The 24,129-nt window shown below is 62.0% G+C and carries 22 protein-coding genes and 2 pseudogenes; 15 read left to right on the top strand and 9 right to left on the bottom strand.

Annotated elements, in window-relative coordinates; all coding sequences use genetic code 11:
* Positions 1–41 precede the first annotated feature (41 nt).
* The gene (locus tag A3AS_RS0124840; protein WP_018320266.1) at positions 42–1,298 is read left to right on the top strand and encodes an MFS transporter; all 1,257 of its coding nucleotides are present in this window, start codon (positions 42–44) and stop codon (positions 1,296–1,298) included.
* Here the strand turns inward: A3AS_RS0124840 and A3AS_RS0124835 are convergent.
* Positions 1,279–1,443, bottom strand: a complete 165-nt coding sequence (locus tag A3AS_RS0124835; RefSeq protein WP_018320265.1) for a Flp family type IVb pilin — start codon at positions 1,441–1,443, stop codon at positions 1,279–1,281. The two genes, A3AS_RS0124840 and A3AS_RS0124835, sit on opposite strands and share 20 nt — an antisense overlap.
* 310 nt (positions 1,444–1,753) lie before the next feature.
* Here A3AS_RS0124835 and A3AS_RS0124830 point away from each other — a divergent pair, with 310 nt between their 5' ends.
* Entirely contained in the window at positions 1,754–4,486 is a 2,733-nt protein-coding gene (locus A3AS_RS0124830; protein ID WP_018320264.1) for an EAL domain-containing protein, read from the top strand.
* A 91-nt stretch (positions 4,487–4,577) separates the two neighbouring features.
* On the opposite strand, the gene A3AS_RS0124825 is transcribed toward A3AS_RS0124830, so the two are convergent.
* Positions 4,578–5,915 (bottom strand): S41 family peptidase, encoded by a 1,338-nt coding sequence (locus tag A3AS_RS0124825; RefSeq protein WP_018320263.1) that lies wholly within the window; start codon positions 5,913–5,915, stop codon positions 4,578–4,580.
* 354 nt (positions 5,916–6,269) lie between these two features.
* Here A3AS_RS0124825 and A3AS_RS0124820 point away from each other — a divergent pair, with 354 nt between their 5' ends.
* The 5 genes from A3AS_RS0124820 (at position 6,270) to lexA (ending at position 10,732) form a co-directional block, all read left to right on the top strand.
* Positions 6,270–7,403, top strand: coding sequence for an alpha-hydroxy acid oxidase (locus A3AS_RS0124820; protein WP_018320262.1), 1,134 nt, complete (start codon positions 6,270–6,272; stop codon positions 7,401–7,403).
* A gap of 8 nt (positions 7,404–7,411) precedes the next feature.
* A complete protein-coding gene (locus A3AS_RS0124815) occupies positions 7,412–8,041 on the top strand; it encodes an HAD family phosphatase (RefSeq protein WP_018320261.1) in 630 nt (209 codons plus the stop codon).
* A 168-nt stretch (positions 8,042–8,209) separates the two neighbouring features.
* Positions 8,210–8,416 (top strand): hypothetical protein, encoded by a 207-nt coding sequence (locus tag A3AS_RS0124810; protein ID WP_049814976.1) that lies wholly within the window; start codon positions 8,210–8,212, stop codon positions 8,414–8,416.
* A gap of 227 nt (positions 8,417–8,643) precedes the next feature.
* Entirely contained in the window at positions 8,644–9,855 is a 1,212-nt protein-coding gene (glp, locus tag A3AS_RS0124800; RefSeq protein ID WP_018320258.1) for a gephyrin-like molybdotransferase Glp, read from the top strand.
* A gap of 175 nt (positions 9,856–10,030) precedes the next feature.
* A complete protein-coding gene (gene lexA, locus A3AS_RS0124795) occupies positions 10,031–10,732 on the top strand; it encodes a transcriptional repressor LexA (RefSeq protein ID WP_026202323.1) in 702 nt (233 codons plus the stop codon).
* Positions 10,733–10,796: 64 nt separating this feature from the next.
* Here lexA and A3AS_RS0124790 read toward each other — a convergent pair whose 3' ends face one another.
* On the bottom strand, positions 10,797–11,045 hold the full coding sequence (locus A3AS_RS0124790) for a hypothetical protein (protein WP_018320256.1): 249 nt from the start codon (positions 11,043–11,045) through the stop codon (positions 10,797–10,799).
* Between the two features lie 214 nt (positions 11,046–11,259).
* On the opposite strand from A3AS_RS0124790, the gene A3AS_RS0124785 reads away from it, so the two are divergent.
* Positions 11,260–11,694, top strand: coding sequence for a hypothetical protein (locus tag A3AS_RS0124785; protein WP_018320255.1), 435 nt, complete (start codon positions 11,260–11,262; stop codon positions 11,692–11,694).
* A gap of 218 nt (positions 11,695–11,912) precedes the next feature.
* The gene (locus A3AS_RS0124780) at positions 11,913–12,854 is read left to right on the top strand and encodes a GAF domain-containing protein (protein ID WP_018320254.1); all 942 of its coding nucleotides are present in this window, start codon (positions 11,913–11,915) and stop codon (positions 12,852–12,854) included.
* 9 nt (positions 12,855–12,863) lie between these two features.
* Here A3AS_RS0124780 and A3AS_RS43780 read toward each other — a convergent pair.
* Positions 12,864–14,237, bottom strand: a pseudogene (locus tag A3AS_RS43780) (ComEC/Rec2 family competence protein); the annotation flags it as partial.
* A 114-nt stretch (positions 14,238–14,351) separates the two neighbouring features.
* Here A3AS_RS43780 and A3AS_RS49185 point away from each other — a divergent pair.
* The 3 genes and pseudogenes from A3AS_RS49185 to A3AS_RS0124765 all read left to right on the top strand — a co-directional run bounded on the left by A3AS_RS49185 (position 14,352) and on the right by A3AS_RS0124765 (position 16,790).
* Positions 14,352–14,553 (top strand): annotated as a pseudogene (locus A3AS_RS49185) (hypothetical protein).
* A gap of 834 nt (positions 14,554–15,387) precedes the next feature.
* Positions 15,388–15,552, top strand: a complete 165-nt coding sequence (locus A3AS_RS48470; protein ID WP_018320252.1) for a hypothetical protein — start codon at positions 15,388–15,390, stop codon at positions 15,550–15,552.
* A gap of 125 nt (positions 15,553–15,677) precedes the next feature.
* The gene (locus A3AS_RS0124765; RefSeq protein WP_018320251.1) at positions 15,678–16,790 is read left to right on the top strand and encodes an acyltransferase; all 1,113 of its coding nucleotides are present in this window, start codon (positions 15,678–15,680) and stop codon (positions 16,788–16,790) included.
* Between the two features lie 42 nt (positions 16,791–16,832).
* Here A3AS_RS0124765 and A3AS_RS0124760 read toward each other — a convergent pair whose 3' ends face one another.
* Positions 16,833–17,090, bottom strand: a complete 258-nt coding sequence (locus A3AS_RS0124760) for a hypothetical protein (protein WP_018320250.1) — start codon at positions 17,088–17,090, stop codon at positions 16,833–16,835.
* Complete coding sequence (locus A3AS_RS0124755; RefSeq protein ID WP_018320249.1) at positions 17,087–17,422, bottom strand: hypothetical protein; 336 nt, start codon at positions 17,420–17,422, stop codon at positions 17,087–17,089. Before A3AS_RS0124755 ends, A3AS_RS0124760 begins: the two co-directional genes overlap by 4 nt.
* Before the next feature lie 362 nt (positions 17,423–17,784).
* Between A3AS_RS0124755 and A3AS_RS0124750 the strand changes: the two genes are divergently transcribed.
* From A3AS_RS0124750 to A3AS_RS0124740, 3 genes are all read left to right on the top strand, one after another.
* Positions 17,785–18,516, top strand: coding sequence for a hypothetical protein (locus A3AS_RS0124750; RefSeq protein ID WP_157644374.1), 732 nt, complete (start codon positions 17,785–17,787; stop codon positions 18,514–18,516).
* 88 nt (positions 18,517–18,604) lie between these two features.
* Positions 18,605–19,501: a DUF6236 family protein gene (locus A3AS_RS43775; RefSeq protein ID WP_157644373.1), complete on the top strand. Its 897-nt coding sequence runs from the start codon at positions 18,605–18,607 to the stop codon at positions 19,499–19,501.
* Positions 19,502–19,825: 324 nt separating this feature from the next.
* Positions 19,826–20,644 (top strand): hypothetical protein, encoded by an 819-nt coding sequence (locus A3AS_RS0124740; protein WP_157644372.1) that lies wholly within the window; start codon positions 19,826–19,828, stop codon positions 20,642–20,644.
* A gap of 102 nt (positions 20,645–20,746) precedes the next feature.
* Here the strand turns inward: A3AS_RS0124740 and A3AS_RS0124735 are convergent, their stop codons facing one another.
* The 3 genes from A3AS_RS0124735 to A3AS_RS0124725 all read right to left on the bottom strand — a co-directional run bounded on the left by A3AS_RS0124735 (position 20,747) and on the right by A3AS_RS0124725 (position 24,119).
* Positions 20,747–22,012, bottom strand: coding sequence for a hypothetical protein (locus A3AS_RS0124735; protein ID WP_020508732.1), 1,266 nt, complete (start codon positions 22,010–22,012; stop codon positions 20,747–20,749).
* An 83-nt stretch (positions 22,013–22,095) separates the two neighbouring features.
* Positions 22,096–23,670, bottom strand: a complete 1,575-nt coding sequence (locus A3AS_RS0124730; protein WP_157644371.1) for a hypothetical protein — start codon at positions 23,668–23,670, stop codon at positions 22,096–22,098.
* 209 nt (positions 23,671–23,879) lie between these two features.
* Positions 23,880–24,119, bottom strand: a complete 240-nt coding sequence (locus tag A3AS_RS0124725; protein WP_018320243.1) for a hypothetical protein — start codon at positions 24,117–24,119, stop codon at positions 23,880–23,882.
* Between the last annotated feature and the right edge of the window lie 10 nt (positions 24,120–24,129).

Raw genomic sequence — 24,129 nt, 5'->3', positions numbered from 1 at the left:
TGGCATCGTCGCCATCCTTCCCTCACCTCGCGGAGGCCGCATTGACCACTCGATCCACGCCCGCTCAGCGAAGCATTTTCCACGGCTGGTTCGTCGTCGCGGCGGCGTTTGCCGTCATGTTCGTCGGCTTCGGCTCCGCCTACACGTTCAGCGCATTCCTCGAGCCGCTCCAGCGCGATTTCGGCGCCTCGCGCGGTTCGATCTCGCTGGTGTTCTCGATCGCGGGCTTTCTGTACTTCGCGCTCGGCCTCGTCAGCGGTCCCCTCGCCGACCGGTTTGGCTCGCGTCCGCTGGCCGTCGCCGGCATGATCCTGGTCGCGGTCGGACTCGCGGCTGCGAGCACTGCCCGGTCCGTCGTCGAGGTCTATCTCGCCTACGGGCTCGGCGTCGGCCTCGGCGTCGGATGCGCCTATGTTCCGGCCATCGGCGCCGTGCAACGCTGGTTCGTCAGGCGCCGCGGCTTTGCCTCCGGGCTCGCGGTGAGCGGCATCGGGCTCGGTACGCTGGCGATGCCGCCGCTCGCCTCGTTGCTGATCGCCTCGGTGGGCTGGCGCGGCGCCTATCTGGTGCTGGGCGCGATTGCGCTGGTGCTGGGCGGCGGGATGTCGCTGCTCATCGAGAACGATCCGAAGCACCGCGGCCTCGGACCCGATGGCGATCCGCCTCGCGATGCCGCGGGCGCCAGCAACGCCGGCGGCGCATCCGTGCGCGAGGCGGTCCGGTCGACGCGATTTGTCGCCCTCTATTTATCGTGTCTGGTCTGCTCGTTCGGAGCCTTCGTCCCGTTCGTCCATCTCGTGCCCTACGCGCGCGATCACGGGGTCGCGGCGTCCTCTGCAGTGCTGCTGCTCGGCGTGATCGGGGCCGGCAGCACCGCAGGCCGTTTCTTTCTCGGCGCACTCGCCGACCTGATGGGCCGCGACCGCTCGCTGATCATGGTCCTGACCGGAATGGCGCTCGCGATGGCGATCTGGGCCATTGCCGCTGAGGTCTGGACCCTCGCCGCTTTTGCCTTCATCTACGGCGTGTTCTACGGCGGCTGGGTCGCGGTGCTGCCCTCTGTGGTCATGGACTATTTTGGCGGACGCAATGTCAGCGGAATCATCGGCATTCTCTACACCAGCGTGGCGTTCGGCACGCTGATTGGCCCGAGTGCAGCCGGCTTCGCCTACGACGTCAACCACAGCTATACGATGCCGATCCTGGTCGGTGCCGCCGCGAACATCGTCGCGGCGCTGATCGTGGTGGCGATACTGGCACGCAGCGGAACCCACGCGATCAGCGCAGTGAAGCGCTGATCGCGGTGAATTTGCTGTTGAGCTTGGCGCCCATGCCGTTCACGACGGTGATGATGGCCAGCGCGATTCCGGCCGCGATCAGGCCGTACTCGATCGCGGTTGCCCCACGCTCGTCGGCGAGGAAGTTCTTCAGGGTGTTTTTCATCGTTGCGTCCTCTCTGTGTCGTCAGCAGGCATGTCGCAAATCACGTGCCAACGCCGATTTGAGGCTCCCCAACACGTTAGATGGTTAGGGCTTGGTTGATTGTGGCGTGGCCGGCAGGAATTGACCGGCGCCCTCCAATGCTTCGGCAATTCCTGCCCGCTGTAATCGCGGACCTCGGTTGCATTTGCGCGCGGCCGTTCACACAGCGTTAACCGCGCTTCCTAACTTCGCCTCCACACCGTTCCCGTAAACCAACGGATGTTTTCGGGGCCAAGAATTGATCCTGACGTGTGCACGGCAACGATCCAGCATGATGACGAGATTCGGCAGCCGCCTCTTTGACCAGGCCTTCGTGCGCAGCGGACCGATCCGCTGGCTGGTCGTGGGCGGCACGCTGCTGATCGCGGCCATCGCCGTCGGCTCTGTCCTGATGGCGCAGAATTTCCGCGAGCGGGCGCTGCGCAACTCCAGCCGCGAGCTGGAAAACACCGTGCTGCTGCTCACCCATCATTTCGACCAGCAATTGCAGGACTTCGCGGTCATCCAGAAGGATTTCGTCGACCACGTCCGCACGACCGGAATCACGACCGTCGAGGACTATCGCAAGCGCCTTTCGGGCCAGGACATCCACCGGATGCTGCGCTCGAAGATCGAGGCGCTGCCCTACATCGGGGGCGTCAACATCATCGATGCCGAAGGCAATCTGATCAATTCGTCGTCGGCATGGCCGGCTCCGAAGGTGAGCGTTGCCGATCGCGCCTATTTTCGCACCTTCAAGGATGATCCCAATTCGCCGGATGTCCTGATCGAGCCGCTGCACAGTCGCATCTCCGGCGCCTGGACCGTCCTGATCGTGCGCAAGATCGTCGGGCCGAACGGCGAGTTCCTTGGCACCGTTGGACGCGGCATCGAGCCCGCCAATTTCGAGAAATTCTTCGCATCCGTCGCGCTCGGTGAGGGTGCGACGATCTCGATGCTGCATCGCGACGGGACGCTGCTCGCCCGCTATCCCCACTCCAGCGAATTGATGGGGCGGAATTTCAAGACTGGTCCGGTGCAGCATCAGAGGGTTTTCGACCTCGATCACTTCGCCGGCCGTTTCACGAGCCCGGTGGACGGAGAAGACCGGCTGATCTCCTCGCGCGCGCTGCCCCATTTCCCGATCCTGATGATGGCCACCACGACGCGCGCCTCCGCCCTGACGGACTGGCGCGAGCAGATCGGCATGCTGATCTCGATCGCCGCCTCTTCCGCACTCGCCATCGCAGGCTTGCTGATCGCGATCGTGCGCAAGCTTCTGGAGCAGCACCGCCTCTCGCGGGAACGGCTGACGCTGGAAAAGCAGCGGCTCGATCGCGCCGTCAACAACATGACGCAGGGACTCTTGCTGTTCGACGCCGAGCAGCGGCTGGTGGTCTGCAACCAGCGCTATCTCGAAATGTACGGATTGTCGGCCGAGATCGTGAAGCCCGGCTCGAGCTTCCACGACATCATCGCCCATCGCAAGGCAACCGGCTCGTTCACGGGCGACGTCGACGACTATGTCGTGCGCGTGCTGAAGGGCGTCCATACGCGCAATTCCATGGTGGTCGACACCTCCGACGGCCGCTCGATCCACATCCTCAACGAGCCGCTCAGGGACGGCGGCTGGGTGGCAACCCATGAGGATATCACCGAGCGCCGCCGGATCGAGGAGCGCATCACCCACCTCGCCCATTACGACGCGCTGACCGACCTGCCGAACCGCACCATGTTCCACGAGCATCTGCGCGAAGAGCTGGCCGCGGTCGGCAACGACGAACAGATCGCGGTGCATTACATCGACATCGACGAGTTCAAGGGCGTCAACGACGCGCTCGGCCATCTCGTCGGCGACGAGCTGCTGAAATCGATTGCCGCAAGCCTGCGCCGCTGTGCCGGCCCGGCGGATTTCGTGGCGCGGCTCGGCGGCGACGAGTTCGCCATCGTCCAGAGCGCGGTGGCATCGCTCGACCAGGTCAACGAGCTCGTCGCACGGGTCTTCGCCGCCATCCGCGCGCCGTTCGACTGCATGGGCCACCATCTCACCACCGACGCCAGCATTGGCATTGCGCTCGCGCCGGAACACGGCACGGCGCTCGACCAGGTCCTCAAGAACGCGGACATGGCGATGTACGCCGCCAAGTCCGCCGGACGCCGCACCTATCGCTTCTTCGAGCCGGAGATGGATGCCAAGGTCCGCGAGCGCCGGCAGCTCGAGAGCGACCTGCGCCACGCCATCGCCCAAGGGGGGCGCGACGGCGGCCTCGAGGTCTATTACCAGCCCTGCCTCAGCCTGAAGGACGAACGCATCACCGGCTGCGAGGCGTTGGTGCGCTGGCGCCATCCCGCGCGCGGCATGGTCTCGCCGGCGGAGTTCATCCCGATCGCCGAAGATACCGGTCTGATCAACGAGATCGGCGAATGGGTGCTGGCGACCGCCTGCCGGGACGCTGCGAACTGGCCCGACGACATCCGCCTCGCCGTCAACGTCTCGCCGGTGCAGTTCAAGAGCGGCACGTTGGCCCTGAAGATCATGGCGGCGCTCGCTGCTTCCAACCTGCCGGCGAGCCGGCTCGAACTCGAGATCACCGAGGCGGTGCTGATCCGCGACGACGACACGGCGCTGGCGATCCTGCATCAGCTGCGCGCCATCGGCGTGCGCATCGCGCTCGACGATTTCGGCACCGGCTACTCGTCGCTGAGCTATTTGCACCGTTTCCCGTTCGACAAGATCAAGATCGACCGCTGCTTCGTCGACGACATCGCCGGCCCGGACGGCTCGGCCAGCATCGTCCAGGCCGTCGTCAATCTGGCGGCCGCGCGCCGCATGACCACCACGGCCGAGGGCGTCGAGACCGAGGAGCAGCAGCGTCTGCTCCGCGCGCTCGGCTGTTCCGAGATGCAGGGCTATCTGTTCAGCGCCGCGAAGCCCGCCGACAAGGTGCTGGAGCTGTTCGCGCTGCATCGCAGCCGGCTCGCCCAGCGCGGCGGCGCGAAAGCCCGCCGCCGCGAGGCGAGTTAGGTCCGCTGCGGACACCGCTAAGGTCCCAAACGAAATCGCCCGGGAGCGGTCGTCCACTCCCGGGCGATATCGATGTCTCGACGTCGTAAGCCTAGTTCGGCACTGCAGCCTTCGACGCGGGCTTTGCGGCCACTGCATTCGCGCTCACGCCGTGCAGGAAGTCGTACGCGGCATGCAGGGCCTTGTCGTCCTCCTCCTTCGGCGGAACGTAGGACTGCGATCCGGTCTGCTCGCCGCCCTCGCCGGCTGAGAGATGCCCGCGCATCTGGGACTCCGCCATGGTGTCCATGCGGCCCTTCAGCTCCGGCGGCACGTCCTGCAGGATCTCGATGTCGGGGGCGATGCCCTGGGCCTGGATCGAGCGGCCCGACGGGGTGTAGTAGCGCGCCGTGGTCAGCGCCAGCGCGCCATTGCCGGCACCGAGCGGAATGACCGTCTGCACCGAACCCTTGCCGAACGAGCGCGTGCCGATGATGGTCGCGCGCTTGTGGTCGTGCAGCGCGCCGGCCACGATTTCGGAAGCCGAGGCCGAGCCGCCATTGACCAGGACCACCAGCGGCTTGCCCTTGGTGAGGTCGCCGCCATGCGCAGTGAAGCGCTGGGTCTCTTCCGGACTGCGGCCGCGGGTCGAGACGACCTCGCCGCGCTGGAGGAAGGCGCTCGACACGGACACAGCCTGGTCGAGCAGTCCACCCGGATTGTTGCGCAGGTCCATCACGTAGCCGGTGAGCTTCTCCTGCGGCACCTGCTTGGAGATCGCGGCGATCGCCTTCTTCAGGCCGTCGGTGGTCTGCTCGTTGAACGAGGTGACGCGGATATAACCGATGTCGCCGTTCTCGACGTGGAAGCGCACCGGGCGCACATGGATGATCTCGCGCGTGATCGCGACGTCGAGCGGCGCGTCAGCGCCCTTGCGCACGATGGTGAGCTTGGTCTTGGTATCGACCGGGCCCTTCATCTTGTTGACGGCCTGCTCGAGCGTCATGCCCTGCACGGCCTCGCCGTCGATCTTGCTGATGAGGTCGCCGGACATCAGGCCTGCCTTCGAGGCGGGCGTATCGTCGATCGGCGAAACGACCTTGACGAGGCCGTCTTCCATCGTGACCTCGATGCCGAGGCCGCCGAACTCGCCGGAGGTGGTCTCCTGCATCTCGGTCCAGGCCTTAGCGTTCATGTAGCGCGAATGCGGGTCGAGCGAGGTCACCATGCCCGTGATCGCGCCTTCGATCATCTTGGCGTTGTCGGGCTTCTCGACATAGCTCGCTTTGACGCGCTCGAACACCGTGCCGAACAGGTTGAGCTGGGAATAGGCATTGTCCGCGCTCGCTGCCGCCCGTGCCGCCCATACACCACCGTGCGGGCTGGCGACCAGAAGGGTGAGACACGCTCCGGTGAGCGCGCCCAGAGGGAACAGCAGGGTTTTCCGCATGGATGGGCTTGCCTTTTTGCTTGGCGGTTCGCTTGAGCTTGCTTGGGCTCGTCTCTCGAGACTTGGGAAGCAGACTTGGGAAGCGCCATGCAATTGGCGATCCAATCCACTTCTCACAATACCATTCTGGTTTCTTCAAGGCCGGGATGCACCGCCGACCGGTACACCGCAAAAATCGCTTCGTTCGGGCCTAAACTTTTGGCAACGTTGCAGGACTGGCCCGCCCCCAAAGGTATCTAAAGGGGCAATCGGTGCGCCCGTCCACGCCGCGCAGCCATGCCATTTTAGGATGGTTTTGGAACGCTGGACGGGTTAGGCGATGACACAAGGCTTCAAATTCTCGGGAGGATAACAATGAACGAAGCACCCCGGATCCGGCCGGAACGGAACGTCGAGCTCGGCGCCAGCAACGAGCCGTTCCAAAACCTGCACGAATTCATTCGGAAAGCGCGGGCCAACCTCAACCAGAACGCCTGGGACTACATCGTGGGCGCCGCCGAGACCGAAACCACGATGCGCCGCAACCGCATGGCGCTGGACGAGATCGCCTTCCGCCCGCGCGTGCTGCGCGACGTCCGCAAGGTCGACGGCTCGGTTCAGCAGTTCGGCCGCAGGATGCGCCTGCCGGTGGTGCTCGCCCCCGTCGGCGCGCTCGAGATCTTCGATCCGGATGGCGCGGCGAGCGTCGCGCGCGCTGCCGGCACCTTCGGTGCAGCGCACATGCTTAGCTCGGTGTCCGAGCCCGGCTTGGAGCAGACCGCCGAAGCCGCACCCGATGCGCTGCGGCTCTATCAGCTCTATGTCCGCGGCGACGACGCCTTTGTCGCCGATGTCGTCAGCCGGGCCGAGAAGAGCGCCTATGCCGCCTTCTGCCTGACCGTCGATACCGCCCATTACAGCCGTCGTGAGCGTGACATCGCCAAGCGCTACGTTCGCGAAAGCCGCCTGCGTGCCACCGGCGGCGATTTCCAGAAGGGCCTGGAGTGGCGGACCGTGAAGATGATCAAGGACAAGTTCAGGATTCCGCTGATCCTGAAGGGCATCGCCACCGCCGAGGACGCCCTGATCGCGATCGATCACGGCGTCGAATGGATCTACGTCTCCAACCATGGCGGCCGCCAGCTCGACCACGGCCGCGGCGCCATGCATGTGTTGCCCGAGATCGTCGAGGCCGTGAAGGGCCGCGCCAAGATCATGGTCGACGGCGGTGTCTGTCGCGGCACCGACATCGTCAAGGCGATCGCGGCGGGCGCGGACATGGTCGGGATCGGCCGGCTGCAATGCTGGGCGCTAGCGGCGGCTGGCGAGGCCGGCGTCGCGCGGATGCTGGAGCTGCTGGAGGACGAAGTGCTGCGCTGCCTCGGCCTTTTGGGCGCCACGTCATTTGCCGAGGTCGACAAATCCTGCCTGCATCCGGCGACCGCCACCAACGCGCCGAGCGTCTTCAGCGCATTCCCGCTATTCGACCACGATCCCTATCGATACTGAGTGAAAGGATGCAAGTGAACTCGCTTTCTCCCGGCAGCGCGGATGCGCTTCTGTTCGATCTCGGGCGCGTGGTGCTCGACATCGACTTCTCCAAGGCGATCGCCTGCTGGGCGGGACATGCCGGCTGCCAGCCCGAGGCCATCGTCGCGCGCTATGTGCGTGATGAGGCTTACCGGCTGCACGAGGTCGGCAGGATCAGCGACGAGGACTATTTCGCCTCGCTGCGTGCTTCGCTCGGCATCGGCATTTCGGACGCCCAGTTCCTGGAAGGCTGGAACGCGATCTTCGCCGGCGAGATGCCTGACATCGCCGAGCTGCTGCCGCGCGCGGCGAAGCAGATGCCGCTCTACGCCTTCTCCAACACCAACCGGCCGCATGTCGACTATTTCTCGAAGGAATACGGCGAACTGCTCGGCCATTTCCGCGCGCTATATCTGTCGTCCAGCATCGGCCTGCGCAAACCGGATGCGGAAGCCTTCGACCATGTCGTCGCCGCCATCGGCGTGCCCGCAGGACGTATCGTTTTCTTCGACGATCTCGCCGAGAATGTTGAAGGCGCGCGGTCGCGCGGGCTGACAGCGGTGCATGTGACGTCGCCGCGCGACGTCGGGAACGCCTTGAAGGCATTGGGCATCTGACGATCTCCGCGCAGCGGGAGACGCCAATGTCGCCAAGTCTTCCGGAACCAATTTTGCCCAAAATGAGGAACCAGAGCGCTTTGTGCATTTTTGTACGGAGTTCCGGGAACGGAATGGCCCCTTACGGACTCTTGAGTCCGTTGGGACTTCTACACCGGACTTATGCACGTGCTGGGCAAAACCTATCTCACCAAGCAAGCCTCTCTCCTGCTTGAATTCGCAAGAACCACCTCGGATTCTGACCTTTCCGCCAAGCTGATCAGCAAGGCCGCCGACCTGAAATCCCAGGCCGATCCGCTGCCCGACAAGGATCAAGGCCCGAAGGCTCCCGACGTCGCGCTGGACGCCGGGCCGGACCGGCCGAGCGGGAGTTGAGCGATGCTGGCCGTGGCGCTCGTCATTCTCGTCCTCGCCATGGCCACCCTCCTGCCGATCGGTCTCGTTCTCTGGATCATGCCACGCCAAGCCTGAGCCTGCCTTCCATCCTGGGCTGGAAGCGGCAGGATAAATCCTGCCCGCTCCGCCATTTTGCCTCTGCCCCCGCGCTCGGCTAGAAGACTGTCGGAACATTTCATCCGAACGTGCCGAGCAGGAGTTTCGCCGTGGCCTTGATGCCGGTTTCCGACGCCCTTGCTGCGGTGCTGGCGGGTGCAGAGCCGCTGCCTGCAGAGATGGTTTCACTCGACGAAGCCTACCATCGCGTGCTCGCGCAGGACGTCGCTGCGCGGCGCACCCAGCCGCCCCAGGCGATGTCGGCGATGGACGGCTATGCCGTGCGCGCGGCCGATGCGGCAACAATGGATTCCACGCTGACAATGATCGGTGAGGTCGCGGCGGGCCGTCCGTTCACGGGAAAGGTCGGCGCCGGCGAAGCCGTGCGGATCTTCACCGGCGGCGTCGTTCCGGACGGCGCGGATGCGGTCGTGATCCAGGAGGACACGATCGCCGAAGGCAAGCACATAACGATCAAGGAAGCCGCGATCGTGGGTCGGCACATCCGCCCCGCCGGCGTCGATTTCCGCGAGGGCGACGTTCTCCTGCGCAAGGGAACCCGTCTGACGGAGCGCGATCTCGCCCTCGCCGCCGGAATGAACCACCCGCAGCTCGCCGTTTGCCGCCGTCCGAAGGTCGCGATTCTCGCCACCGGCGACGAACTGGTGATGCCGGGCTCAACGCCCGGGCACGGCCAGATCGTCTATTCCAACGGCTATGCCCTGCACGCGCTCGCCCGCAGCGAAGGCGCCGAGACCATCGACCTCGGTGTCGCCGCCGATACGCTGGAGGCCACCACCGCCGGCATCCGCCGCGCGCGCGAAAGCGGCGCCGACATCCTGGTCACGACCGGCGGCGCATCGGTCGGCGACCACGATCTGGTCCAGCAGGCGCTCAAGGACGAAGGCATCGCGATGGCGTTCTGGAAGATCGCGATGCGGCCCGGCAAGCCGATGATGCACGGGCGGTTAGGGGCGATGGGCGTCATCGGCCTGCCCGGCAATCCCGTGTCGTCCTACGTCTGCGCCTTCCTGTTCATGGTGCCGCTGATTCGCGCGCTATCAGGCCGTTCGGTGATTCATCATCATCGCGAGCGCGTCGTGCTGGGCCGCGATCTCGGCGCCAACGACCAGCGCGAGGATTATCTGCGCGCGCGCCTGGAAAAGCGCGACGATGGCGCGCTCGTCGCCCTTCCCGTCAGCCATCAGGACTCCTCTCTGCTTGCGAATCTTGCTGCAGCACAGGTACTTCTCGTGCGCGCACCGTTTGCGCCGAAGGCCGAGGCCGGCAGCCCCTGCGAGGTGCTGCGGCTCCCCGTCTGAACTGCGCCGCCACACGCATTCCGTGAGTTTCGTTCTGTTCACGGTAAATTAAGCAGTTGCGGAACACATATCGAACATATAGTGTCCGTTCATGATTTGTTTCGAGATGTAGCGGCTTATCGCTGAACTCATCGTCTCGGAATCGAACGACATCAACCGGGGGACTTTGTTCGAGATGTTAACGCGCAAACAATACGAGCTTCTGCGGTTCATCAGCGAGCGCTTGAAGGAAAGCGGCGTGCCGCCGTCCTTCGACGAGATGAAGGATGCGCTCGACCTGCGCTCGAAGTCAGGCATCCACCGCCTGATCACCGCGCTCGAGGAGCGCGGCTTCATCCGCCGCCTGCCCAACCGCGCCCGGGCCATTGAAGTGATCAAGCTGCCGGAGCTCCAGGCTGCCGCCGGCAACCGACGCGGCTTCACGCCAAGCGTCATCGAGGGCAATCTCGGCAAGCTACGCGCTAGCTCCAGCCCGTCCGCGGACGAGGGCGAGCGACCCGTTGCGGTGCCCGTGATGGGCCGCATCGCGGCCGGTACTCCGATCGAGGCTTTGCAGACCCGCAGCCACACGATCAGCGTGCCGCCCGACATGCTCGGCTCCGGCGAGCATTACGCGCTCGAAGTGCGCGGTGATTCCATGGTCGAGGCCGGCATCCTCGACGGCGACATGGCGCTGATCCAGCGCAACGAGAGCGCCGATACCGGCGACATCGTGGTGGCACTGATCGACGACGAGGAGGCCACGCTCAAGCGCTTCCGCCGCCGCGGCGCCTCGATCGCGCTGGAGCCCGCCAATGCCGCTTATGAGGTGCGCATCCTGCCGCCGAACCGCGTGAAGATTCAGGGCAAGCTGATCGGGCTTTATCGCAAGTACTGATACCGGAAGTACTCGATACTGAAGTCTTTTGCGCCTCGCGCGCGCCTTCGATCGGCCTCGCCGATCAGAGATTGGAGCGGATAACGGTCCGCTCCGGCTGGATAGTCTTTCTGGTATCGCACAGATTGTCCGGCCCCTCCTCCTTTCGCGACATCCTCGGCAGGCCGCGCGACGCAACATCGCTTCGCGGCCTTTCGAGTTCGAGGGGGACGGCCCAAATGCGCAGCTCGTTTGAGTGCAGCCGCAGCAACGCTGATCGCATCACCAGCATCGCGTTGCCGCGCAACCGCATCACTCCGCCGGTCGTTGACACGCGCGGTTGTCGAGACGCGGCTGCCAAATGCACGGAAGCCGACTTTGTTCCTAACAAATTCGGAAAAGATGGAAAAGATAATGTGATCGGGGCTCGCGGATCCCAGCCGCAGATTTGCCTACAACCGAGCAGACCGTCACGTGCTTCCACTCTGGTAGGGGCCTGCGCCTCCGAAAGAGGCGCGGGTCGCTATCTCTGCATTGAGGAGCACCCGATGTGTGACTACAGCCTGCATGCCGTCGCGACGCGCCCCGCAGAAGTCGGCGAGACGATCGTTACGACAACATTCCGCGGCACCTCGACGCGCGGCTTCGCCTCCGAAGCCGATCTCTCCGTCGCGGTCTGCCTGCTGCCGGGGACGGAGCTCGCCTTCGCCGACGACGTCCGTTACGACAACCGCTGGATCTGGACGCGCACCGTCAACTCCCGCGTCGGCAAGTTCGGCAAGATCGATCCGCACATTCCCGATCGCCATCATGACGCGATCGAATTCCCGGACGGCAAATCCGTGCTGGTGACGCAACTGGTCGAAGGCCAGCGCGCAACCGTGCTGCAACTGCCGGTGACCCAGCCGATCGGCGAGCGCGAGCACAAGCCGCAGATCATCGCCGACAGTCGCCCGACGGTCACACGACTGCCGATCGGCTGACGCCCTCCGCCCGATAGGCCGAGGGCCAGGATTGAAATGCCGTCGCCGGCCGAGGCCGGCGAGCCCGGAGGGTTTTTGTTTCATGAAATTCGATCGGCGAGCGCCGCCGCCTCGCCTCGTCGCCGCACGAAGTTTGAGCCGTGCTGCCTGAATTTTAAACGTCCGCTCCGCAGCCAAATGACCGATGCTGTCGTGGTTTGAGGCGGCGGACACGCTCGATGAAAACCTTCATTCGCGTCGTTGAACTCTGGGTGCCTGACCGGACGCGCATGCGGCTGGAATTCGGCGGCGGCCTCTACGATGAAGGGCTGTCCGCGTTCAAGGCCGTCAGCGAAGAGCTGCACTTCGGATATGACGAGGGGCTTCCAGGCAAGGCCTGGGCCTGCGGCCATCCCGTCATCCTCACGAAATTCGCCAACTCCTATTTCAAGCGAACCGATCAGGCCGTCGCGGCCGGCCTCACCTGCGGCGTGGCGGTGCCGGTGTTCGCAGGCGAATTCCTGCAAGCCGTGATGGTGCTGTTCTGCGGCGACGAGGAGGCGCATGTCGGCGCGATCGAGCTCTGGCACAACGATCCTGATCTCTCCCACGAGATGGGCCTCGTCGACGGCTATTACGGCGCGGCGGAGATGTTCGAATTCAACTCCCGCCACACCAAGTTTCCTCGCGGCTTCGGCCTGCCCGGACGCACCTGGAAGGCGGGCCTGCCGCTAATCATCAAGGACCTGCACGACGCCAAGAGCTTCCTGCGCTGGGAGGACGCCGCCAAGGTCGGGATCAATCTGGGGGTCGGCGTACCCTACCGAACCGGCACCGACCAGACCTGGGTTTTGACATTCCTCTCGGCGCAGGCAACGCCGATTGCGCGACGCTTCGAGATCTGGGTCCCGAACGAGGCCCGTTCGGCACTGGTCTTTCGCGCCGGCGATTGCAGCGCGCAGACCGACCTTGCCGCACGCTATGCGGACAAATCCATCGCCCGAGGCGAAGGCAGCATCGGCGGCGCCTGGGCCACCGGCATGCCCGCGCTCAACGACGATCTCAGCCATGACGGCTCGATCGCCGGGTCCGAGGCCTGCGCAGCCGGGCTGAACCGGATGGTGGCCCTGCCAGTCATCGGCAACGCAAGGCTCGAGGCCGTGCTGGCCTGGTATCTGTAATCGATGGCGTCAATCGTCGGCCTGCAAGTCTGTCTCCGATGGCGTTGCATCGCGGGTGCGGGGAGCCGCCTTCGGCACGAGGCTGCCGTCGAAATCACCTTCGCCGACACCGGCCGGTGACCACGGGCGGTTCGTGCCGCTCGCCCTCACCGCCTGAACCGAAAAGCCGTCGCCGCGCTGCGTCAATGCCAGCGCGCCCTGGCGAGCGAGCCGCTGCCGATCCACCACCATCGCCGCACAATCCGGCGGCGCGGGCCGCGACGTCACCACCAGCGTGGCGCGGCTGCAATCGTCCGCCAACGCGTCGATGCGCGAGGCCAGCGCGACCAGCCGTCCGTCGGCGAGCGGTGTCACGCAGCCGGACTCGTCGCACGATATGCCGCTCGCCAGCGCGCTACTGCCGGCATCGCGCGGATCGGCGTCGGCAGACAACCACTCCTTCAGCAGGAAATTGTCCTTGCCTGCCCTGATCAGATGCAAACGCCCGTCCGCGCCCCGCACCGCGACGTTCGCGCCGTCCCCGGCGATCAGGATATCGGGCTGCCGCACCGACAGCCCCCAGCCGATGGAAACCAGCAGCACCACGGCACCGCCCCAGCGCAGGGGCGTGCGCAACAGGCCCATCACGATGACCCCCAGGCTCGCTGCGATCAGCGGCGCGATGCCGAAGGCCGGGATGCGGCCGACCGCGCCCGGCAGTGCCGCCACCCAGCGCGAGACCGAGACCATCCAGTCGATCCCGATCCCCATCAGCCACCAGAACACGCCGTCGAGCCCGAACGGCGCTGCGAGCAGGCCCAACAGCCCCGCCGGCATCACCAGCGCAGAGACCACCGGCATCGCGCCGAGGTTGGCGAGCACGCCGTAGGGCGTGACGCGGTGGAAGTGGAAGGCGGCGTAGGGCGTGGTCGCAAGCCCTGCGATCAGCGAGGCCAGGAACAGCATCGCGATCTCGCGGCCGCCCCACAGCGCGATCCGCGCTGTCGCCGAATGATCGGGGGACGCAAACAGGTTCGGCATGCCGATCTGCACCAGCGCAACAAGTCCGAGCGTCGCGGCGAACGACATCTGAAAACTCGGATGCACCAGCGCCTCCGGTGCGACTGCGAGCACGATCAGCGCCGCCACTGCGAGCGTGCGGAAGGTGATGGCGCGGCGATCGACCATCACTGCGATCAGCACCACCGCCGTCATGAAGAACGATCTCTGCGTCGCGACCTCCGCGCCCGACAGCAGCAGATAAAACGCAGCCGCGACCAGCGCTGCGGCCGCCGACCATTTCTTGATGGCAAAGCCGGCCGCAAGTCCCGGGATCAAGGCCAGCAATGCGCGCACCGCGAAGAAGACCACGCCGGCGACGACCGCCATGTGATAGCCGGAGATCGGTCAAGAATAATTATTACACAATATAATCAATAGCTTAATGTTCATTTGCTTCCCAACATTCCGCGGCGGGAAGCACTTGGTGTCAAATCTCACGAGAGAGCACGACGGGGCATCGAGCCCGTGCAAGACGGCCGCATCCATATCGAGAAGATCAACGCGCCGTTCCTCTACACGCTCAGGGCCCAACGGCGAGGAGTTCGGCGCCGGCATCAAGATCGCGGTGGAGCGCGGCTGGCTCGAGCTGCACGAGAGCGGGACTTACGTCAGGCTCTTGAAGCCGAGGCGACGATTTGAGGCGACCTCAAAAAAGTGAGCCCGGTGTGCCTAGGAGGCCGGGCCCATAGCCTCAGCAACGGCTACACCGTCGTTCGGCTATCAGCCCCTTAAGTGCCAGAGAAAACATTCGTTCCTTCTGGAAATTAGGACACTTCTGGGCAGTACCAGAACAAACGGCCGCAGGCACCGCCTCGTGACAGTTCCTGCGGCCGGTGCCGCGACGTTCCGCACGATCGGCGAGGCACGGCCAAGGCTAGCACGGCGGCCCGCCAGCATGAACAGGCGGGCCAGTTTCACTTTTTCAGGCAAAGACCAACGGTCGGCGAAGTGCTGCACTTTCCGCCATCCGCGCTGCCACCACTCGGGCAGAACACCGACACAAGCATTTCGCTACCGTCACAATTGACGGCGCCGTCGGCCTGCACCGCCCGGATATTGACCGACGCCGGATCCCCCTTGTCTCCCTTGTCACCTTTCGGTCCCTGCGGTCCCTGGGGTCCTTGCGCGCCTGCTGGCCCCTGGGGACCTGGCACGCCCTGGATTCCCTGGGCGCCTTGCGGGCCGGCAGGACCCTGTGGTCCCGGCTCGCCCTTAGGCCCCGGATCTCTTCCACATCCTGCAAGTGCAAAGGCAATTGCAAGCGCCGATACGCCGATCAGTTTGTGCATTTCTACCTCCCTAGGACTGGAGGCATTAAACTGGCTTAGGGGGAGCACGGCAACAGACCGGCCCGCCTGGCTGAACCGGCGCCCCAAGGTGAGCGCGGGACCGAAGCCGCGCCCCGCGGGTCCGGTCCGTCAGCGCCGTTTTGAACTTCAGAGAGGGATTCGCGTCTACTCATCGGAGACTTCAACGAAGTAAGGAGAGGCCGATGAGCACGGATGGCAGCAAACGCCACGAGAGCGTCATCCAAATCGCGATGCTCCTGGCGGAAAAGAACGGCTATTCAACGGAAGCCTGGCGCCTGTTCGAAGCCGAGGCGGACGCTGCCCTCACGAAGATGGAAAAGCACGAGAGGCCAGAACCGGCGGCCTGATTTTTGCGGCCTCTTAAGAGGAGGCGCGGGGCTTCTGTCCCGCGCCTTTCCATACCCCGTGACAATGAAAGGGCTAAGCCGCGCCTAACATTGCGTTGCTTTTCTCGTTCAAATAGGTTGCGGCAATGAATCCACGGGCCGGGAATTTCGATCTGATGCGGCTCGTCGCCGCTTCCCTAGTGTTTTGGTCCCATCAGTATGGAATTAGCGGCTTCCATGAGCCTACCGTGCCCTGGGTTGGATCGCTGGGTGGATTTGCAGTTTTCGCCTTCTTTGCGATCAGTGGTTACCTGAACTCCCTAAGCGTGGTCCGATCGCGTTCGCCGGTGCAATTCCTTGTCAGCCGTGCGTTTCGAATTTTTCCGGGCCTGATCGTTTGCGTCTCTTTATGCGTCCTGATGGGCGCTTTCGTCACGACCCTTCCGTTGAGCGACTATTTTGCTCCGCCAGGTTTGGGATTCAATGGTCGGAACACGCCATTTTCGTTCTTGTGGCGGGATTCGACGCTCTTCTTCGGATTGGATTACAAGCTGCCGGGAGTTTTCGAATCGAGCTTAGGCACAACCGAGGTCCTAACACCGCTCTGGACGCTTCCCCAGGAGGCGAAGCTGTATGTCTACTTGGCTATCGTTGCATTAGTTTGCCGGTTCGATGCCCGCGCCATCGGCGGCGCCATTTTTGTTGTTCTTGGCAGCTTTGCAATCTTCGGTATTTGGAAGGAACTATTGCCGCTCTGGCTCGGGGAGCGGAGTCTGACATGCGCAATTCTTTTCGCCGGGGGTGTCGGTATCGCTTTGTTGGAACGGTGCCTAACAAAGACAATTGCAATTGCCTGCTTCACGTCGATCGCGGTGTTGCTTCTGTGGTGCGGCCATAAAGAAACGTTTGCACTCGTGGCGATAGCACCGGTCTGTATCATCCTAAACACTATCCCGCTGCCCCGGTGGACTGCACCCAAGCTCGACATCTCTTATGGCGTCTACCTCTATGCGCTTCCAATACAGCACTTAACGTCTGATCTGCCTTTGAGCTTCGTGGGCAAGGGCCTTTTTGCGTTCTTCGTCACGCTCGTGATGGGTACACTTTCGGCGTTACTAATCGAGCAACCTATGCTTAGGCTGCGAAAGCGGATCCCGCAGTTGACTTGGCAAGGCGCTTTTTGGGCCCCGGCGGCACCCACCAGCGCCGCCGAGGTTATGGCTAAAGCTACCGCATCAGCCGTCGGCGGTGCGTCATGAGCCGCTGCCGGTCGCGCTTCCTGTGTGCTCGGCGACGGCGCTTCATGCTGGCCCCCGCAACTCGCTGTTCCACCGCGCATCGTACTCCTTTTCCAAGCGCGTCAGCATTTCGGCCGAATGAAACACGGCAAACCGCAAAAGATCGTTTTCGATCGCCGCGCTCAACATCAATTCGGCAGCTATGCCGGTCATCCTCACGCAATCTCGAAGCGAGGTTTCCAAGTCCCGGAAGGCGTGCGCGTGCAGTTCTTCGATGTTGAACCCTGAGCGGTCGGGCACCAATTCAACGACGTTGCTCATTGCTGCGCCCCCAGACCGTACTCCTCGGCAATGATCTCGAGGGCCACGGCGACCTCTCGGGCTGCCGCGGCGCCTTTGCGGAGTTCGGTAATCGGGTCGCTCCCCCAATCGCCGATCTCCTCGCCGCGCTGGATCCGCCCGGCGATCGTCACGGCAAGGGAGACCCTATTGCAGGGGTGGCGCAGCCGGTTGCGCGCGCGCCCGGCCTTCTGCCGGCCGGTGACGGGGAAATCGACAGGCCGGATGTTCTCGGGCGGCCGACGCAGGGCTCCGAATGATGGATTGCCCAGCGGCGCGGGATCGCGCCCCGGGAACGTGATGACGTTGGACATGGTGGTGCTCGCGGATTGAACCGACTTCTCAGGGCCGGGCGCCAGCGGCAGGCTGGCACCGGGAGACTGAGAACACGTCCGCGAAGACGTGCGCCACGGCCTTTACCCCGAAGGGCTGTTGCATAGCCGTGGCACTCCCGGCATAGTGAGCCGGTCGCAGCCCACGGCAAATGGGCGCGGTCGATATTTCGGCGGGTGATAGGGCCGGCAAGCCCAGACGGCCCGCCTATCGCGGATGAAGCGCAATCCCCGGCAAGGGACCGCTTCGGGAGTTCTCAGGCTCCGCGAGCATCCCACCATGATTTGGTGAATTTTGTCTATCCCATTTCGGGGGCGCTTTGGCACGTCCTGGGGAAATTCGCTTGCGCGCGCAACCCACCCTCGCGAATCGTGCTCGTATAGCGCATTGGAAGCAGAAACTTGCCGGGATATCGATGCCAGAGGGAAGACTGGGACTGATTGCGTTGATCGCGATTGCGGTGTGGATCTTCGCCGCGGTACCGCTCATCTATCTTCCCGACCACAGCGAATTCTGGAAAGAGCCACTCGGATTGAAGCCCGGTGAATGGCTTCTCTCGTTCGCCACTTTCGGGCTCTGGTACGCCACCTGGCGGTTGGTAAAGGGCGCGGATAGCAATGCCGAGCGACAGTTGCGAGCATACATCTCCTTGGTTGGCGGAGGGATGGTTCACGCGACCGTCGATAACCAGCCCGGATACCTCGTTCAGGTCGAGCTCAAAAACGGGGGCACTACACCAGGATACAATTTCACGACGTGGATCATGCCACCCCAGGTCCTCGATCCTGACGAGCTTCCCTTTGGGCCACCGCGGCCCGAGTCAGACCGCAATGGAAGGTCCATTGTCGCGCCGAACACGAGCGCATGGATCAATCACTATTCTGTTTGGAATCCGGGCGAGCTCGAGGCCATAAGGAAGCAGGAAAAAGCTGTTTTTATCTGGGGGGGCGCCAACTACATGGATGCTTTCGGCTACACCAGAATGTTTCTGTTCCGGCTTACGATCTCTGGATTAGAGGGAGCGCCGAACGGATGGGCACTCACGCCGCATCGCCTCGGCTATGAGGCTGATTGACGTGCGGCATCCCCCCTTGCGCTCGCCCTCCGGTTGCCGGACGTTCGCCAGGGAAATTCTGTGCGGTACGCTGACTAAGGAAATCGAAATGGGTGAGGCAAAGCGGCGGCATAAATCCGATCCACACTATGGTCGCCCAATCCGTGGGCTCATTCTTGCTTCGGCTATTCAACACAAGGACGGCAGCTTCAGTTTTTCGGGTGGGATTGATCCGCAGGATTTACGGCATGGGTTGCTTTTTTGGGATCAATTGGTCTGGCCTGACAGTAACTATCTTTCTGCGGATGGTGGCCCTGACGAAAAGTTTTTGGAAGACGTCAAAATCTTATCCAGGCCGCGTTACACATTCACAAATACTATGAAAGATGCCGAGCCCATAATCGCTGCGCAAATACAAGCTTTCAAAGAACTTAACGGTGCTAAGCGAGGCGTTTGGGACATGTGTCAATATTCCGCGGCACTTCTAAGTCGGTCCGATGAGGCTGCAAAAGAAGGTGGGATTCAGGTTGAACTACTGAATGCTATTCCAGTGCCGGACAAGGACGTTCCCTTAAATGAAATCCTCGAGTTCAAGCTCAAGCGTAATGACGAATTCCTTGCGCTCAGGACTGAGATTGACAGTCTGGTGGAAACCATCAACTTAGCTAAAGATTCTCATGCCGAGTTGCAGCGGAAGATTGCGCAAATAGACACAGCGTGTGCGGATGCACTAAAAATTTCGTCAGAGTGGAAATTTCCGGTGCGTCTTTCCAATCAGAAAGCCACATTCGACTTGAAACCTTTCGAAGTCATTGCTGGCAGTTTAGCGGGATATCTTGGTGGGACGGCTCTTGGTGTTTCGAGCGCTCTCCTGGCGGGAATAGGCGGAGCCGTTGCTGCGGCAAAATCCTCCGTGAAAATTTCAGCAGATATTGGTTGGAAGGGGTTAAAACCTCGAAAGACCCCATTTGCCTATGTGGCGCAGTTCAACAAGGAATTGTTCTAGATCGATGATCGGTGATAACGGCACTCAAGTTTCCGATCCTCGTCCGGGTACACCCATTTGTAAGGCGCGATAAGCGCGCGTCTGGATAAGCTTGATCATGCGGATGGGCTGCCTCGTTTTGAAAGCTTGATGATGGCGTCAGTTGTTGTTGAGTCGAGGACCGGGACAGTCGCCGTCTCGCGCCAGTCCAAATCTCATTGACGATCACGATCATGACCGCGGCATTTCATTTGCACGACATGTTGGGACGAGCCGGAATCGCTACAAGCGGAAATTCCCTCGAGAGAGCTGCCATAGCGAGGACGATTCTGTATCGATGGCTTATTGGCGATCGGTTCACGTGCGCCCGATAGTGAGCCGCATCGGACGCCGCACCACGATCTGTATGCTCGCAATACTCATGGCGGCGATTTTTGGGGTTTGCTCCGCAAGACCTCATCCTCCGCTTGGGCGTTCCAAATAGGGTTTTGGCGAATGGATGCTCCGCTCTTTATTCTGTCTAAATTTCCTCCAGAAGATCGTGATCTGGCATGGCACGTTGAGTGCAAATTTCTAGATCTGCAGCAGCACACCGAAGCATTTCATCACGCCGTGCTGCTCATGGACGAAATGGAGCCAAGGAGTGAGGCTATTGCGACCGCAATACACAGCAACAGGCCCTCGCTAGCGGCTGGACGTTGGCGGTTTCCAGCAAAAGAGATGGCAGAGCTAAAAGTGCTGAAAGGGTGGATTCACATGGCCGCAAGGGATGCGGCTTTTTCCGTCTATCATCTCAGAGCAGCGATCCACTCCATCATTGCGAACGTCGAGAAGTGCCCGTCGCTAGCAAAAGCGGTGGATTTTACAAAGCTAGAGGAAGCAAGGGATGATCTGCCTGAAATTGTTGAACTGCGGCACGCTGTAGCGCACAAGGCTGACGACACCTACTCCATCGAGAAGGTCAGGAAGAACTCCATCGACGGTGTGCGAGTAAGCGGAGATCTGTACGGCCGAACCCTAACCTATACCAGGGCCGGGACCAAAAACCCCGCACAGCTCCATGCTCTGTCTATTACCGACGATCAATTTGCGAGACTTTGCGCTATCAAGGATAAGGTGTTCGCGGCTTTTCCGCCAATCTACCCCGCGATGAAAACTAACTAGCCCACATCAGCGGCCGTGTTTGTGGCTCGCTGGCCCTTGAAGCAGATCGACTAGAGCGCGACGTTAGTCATGCACCAGTGCCGGCGGCCAAAACCAGACGCCTCACCAATTCCGCTGCGGCCCAAATGGCGTATCCGCGCCGGGGATCACGCCAAAATATATCTGCGCCACAGCTGCAAATACGATCAACATCACGCAGAGCAGGATTAAAGGTATTGATATCCTTCGAATGTTACCGACCGACACAAGCAAGTAGTAGAAGGGCAATACCAAGATCAAATAGCGTTGCGCTGGGCGGCTTGTCGAAAGCACAGCGACGAAAAGTACGATCGTGGCGGCGACTCCCACATTTCGCAATGATCGCGCGGAGCCTGACAAGCCGATCACGAAGACGGCAAAGAACCCGCAAAGCAACGCCCCGGAGATCCAATCGCCCAGCCAACGGTCTAGTGGGCCAAAGTTCATCTCTCCACTAGATGAGGGAAGCCAAAATCCGAGTACACATGCGACGAGAATGATCGTCACTTTCGCCGCTGTGCTACGAGGGAGAGCGCTGCTGCTGAAGCAGGCCTGAATCGAGAGTGGCGCTGTTAGTAGAGCGAGATAGCCACCGTACCGAACAATGTTGTTGCCAATGTTTGATGGATCAACGCGAAGAACGGAAAGCCATTTGGGGGAAGTGACCCAGAATCCAAACGTGCGAAACACTACCGTGTTGTACACGAGCAGCGCAAATGTTGCCGCTGCGCCGCCTGCAACCAGGAGCATCACGCGAAACCTGGCGCTCTGATTTTCCTCGGGGCTAAAGGCGACCAGCGGAAGAAGAAGCGCCGCGTGATATTTCATAATGACCGCGAGCGCAAACAGAGAGCTCGCTGCCGCTATCGTGATATTCGATCTCGCTCTCCAGAAGATCGCGATGCTTGCCACAGCAATTCCCATCGGCGGAAAGTCAGCCGTGCCTCTGCCCGCAAAGATCCATAGAAGTGGATTGATCAAGACGAGCAGCAGCAGGAGATGAGCGTTCTTCGGCTCCCACTGCCGCAAGATAGAGTGCATCGAAAACGCAAAAATCCCAAGGCACCCAAAGGCGACAAGCCGGCATCCATAATCGGGACTGACGTGGAGCGCTCCCGATACAAGCGCTCCTATAAAAGGAACCGTCAGTGTGTTGGCATCAAGCTCAAAAAAATTCCGAATTAGTGCAGCGTCGCCGAACCGGAAATATGCGGACGCCAAATTGAAGGCGCCCTCCTGATTGACCAACGGAAGGCCTAGCCCAACAACATGAAGCAGAATGACTGTCAGCGCGATCGCCGTTACGCGCCACCTGGCTGCAAGCTCCACTACTTCCGAACACTGCTTCACGACCTCTGCCGTAACAGCCTTTCAGACTGCATTCAAGACCAGCAAATGCTCATCCTCCGCTCGATGCGACCAGCAGCAGAGCTTCATGGCACGACTCCCGTCATGTTACCAGCCGCGGCCGTGCCGACGCTGTTGTTGGTGCCACTGTTGATTATCTTGGTCGTGACACCGTTATATGAATTCAGCGCGACTGTGTTCAGCGTCGAATTCGCCAGCAAATTCGTCCCGTTCGCGATGTTGTGGAATGCGTTTCCGACAACGGTACCCGTGGTCCCGTTCCACACAATGCCATAGTTGCCTGTAAATGACGCCATGTTGTTGAAGATGTTTCCGATGGCGATCAGCCCGGTGCCGCCAGATTGCTGCGCGGAAATGCCGATATTGTTGTTGCCGTAGACTGTGATCGTGTTGCCTGTGAACGTCGGCGACAGAACAGCAGTCTGCAAGTCGATCTGATGCCCTGCGCAGTTGAACTGGCTATTCGTAACGGTCAGAAGGACCAGGGTGCCGGCGGCCGCGCCACCCTGCTGGAGACAGGCCGCCCCCTCTGCTCCGTTGAAATTTGTTTGGTTAATCGTGATGCCCTGCCAATATGAGCCAAGGAACATCCCGACATTGTGAAAATTGAAGTTCGACGCCTGAACATTGAGGATTACGGCGTAGGACGACGATCCGCCGTCTCCTTCAAATCTGAGGCCTGTGCCACCTCCAGCACTTCCAGGCGCCCCATGAGGACCGTTCGTCGTCACGTTGTTGACGTAGATCCCGCCCCAGTTGAACAGCCAAATCGCAGTCGTCCAATACTGGCTCGATGAAGTCGAGAAGTCATCGCCCTGGATCGTGACGTTGGTGATGTCGGATTGCCACTCGCAGCCGTTATTGCAGCCGGGTCCGATCATGTGAAGCGCGCTGCCGCTGCCGACCTGCGACGTCGTAAGGGTCAGATCGTGGATGCTGAAATTGTTCTTGAGGTTGGCGGCAGTGACGGTGATGCCGCCGCTTGCGTTCGGCCAGTAGAGTGTCGTGATGTTCGAGCCGGCACCTTCCATGCAGAAGCAGGCCGCAGCATTCGGCAAGGTCACCGTGATGGCCGAGTTGATCTTGAACTTTCCGCTCGGCCACTTGATCGGCAGGCCCGTTGCGATCGCGCTATTGAACGCCGAAACGGAATCTGAGGCCCCTGTCGGATCAGCGCCCCACCAGACCGGGTTGGCATAGCCGAGTGTGGTGCATCCCCAAGCGCTCGACATCCGGACCCAAAACCGGCCAGCCGAGCTCGAGCAGAATGAGTCCCAGAGGTTGCTCGGATTGGTGCCCGAGGCTGCCGCGCTCGATCCAGAAATATTAGCCAAGATCTGATTGTTGCCGACGGTCGGTGCCGGCGGAGCCGCGAATGTGCAATCGGACCGGAGGAAGTTTGCAGTTCCACCGCCCGTGGCCGGGACAAGCCCCCGCGCCGAGGTGGAGCATGGTGTCGCCACAGTCGACAGGAAAGTGGAGAACGGAATCGCCTGTGCTGGGCCTGATCCGTTGCTGAGGCGGCCAACCACCGTGTTCTGTGGCAGCGTGTAGTTCGGGACCTGCGCGGCTGCGACGAAGGTGGATATCAGGAGCAGCGCCAGAATCGACGCTGCAAACTTGGTGTTCCGAATAAGCATGGTTGGCCGATGAATCTCGACGGCGCCATTCCTGATCGCCGTTCGCCTCGGCCTTATCCTCATCGGGGGGCCGCCTTCTCCTTTCAGCCTTGTCCCTCTCGGGGGGCGTTTACTGATCCAGCCTTATCCTTGCGGGGGCTGTACGCGCTACGCAATTAGTGGCGGTTAAGTCTCCCCAGGCGAAACGCCAAGCCTGAGCTCTCACAAAGTCATGCGCCGCCAGTACCGAGATCACGCAGCGCCTGATAGAACTGAGCGCTCTGCTGGCCGTTCGCGATCGCGCTGTCGCGGAGCGCTCGATAGAACTTGATCTCCGCGGTGCGCACCGCCGCGGCAACAGTCGCATTTCCGCCGCCGGCCGTGATGGCCGCAGCAACTTCCTGCTGCCTGGTGCCCTCGGCTGCGAGGCAAGCCGCTGCATGGGTGCGATTGGGGTGTTCAACGATCATCGGTCAATCC

The organism is Bradyrhizobium sp. WSM2793 (assembly GCF_000379585.1).
Classification (GTDB): Bacteria; Pseudomonadota; Alphaproteobacteria; order Rhizobiales; family Xanthobacteraceae; genus Bradyrhizobium.
This window is presented reverse-complemented; position numbering and strand designations above follow the sequence as displayed.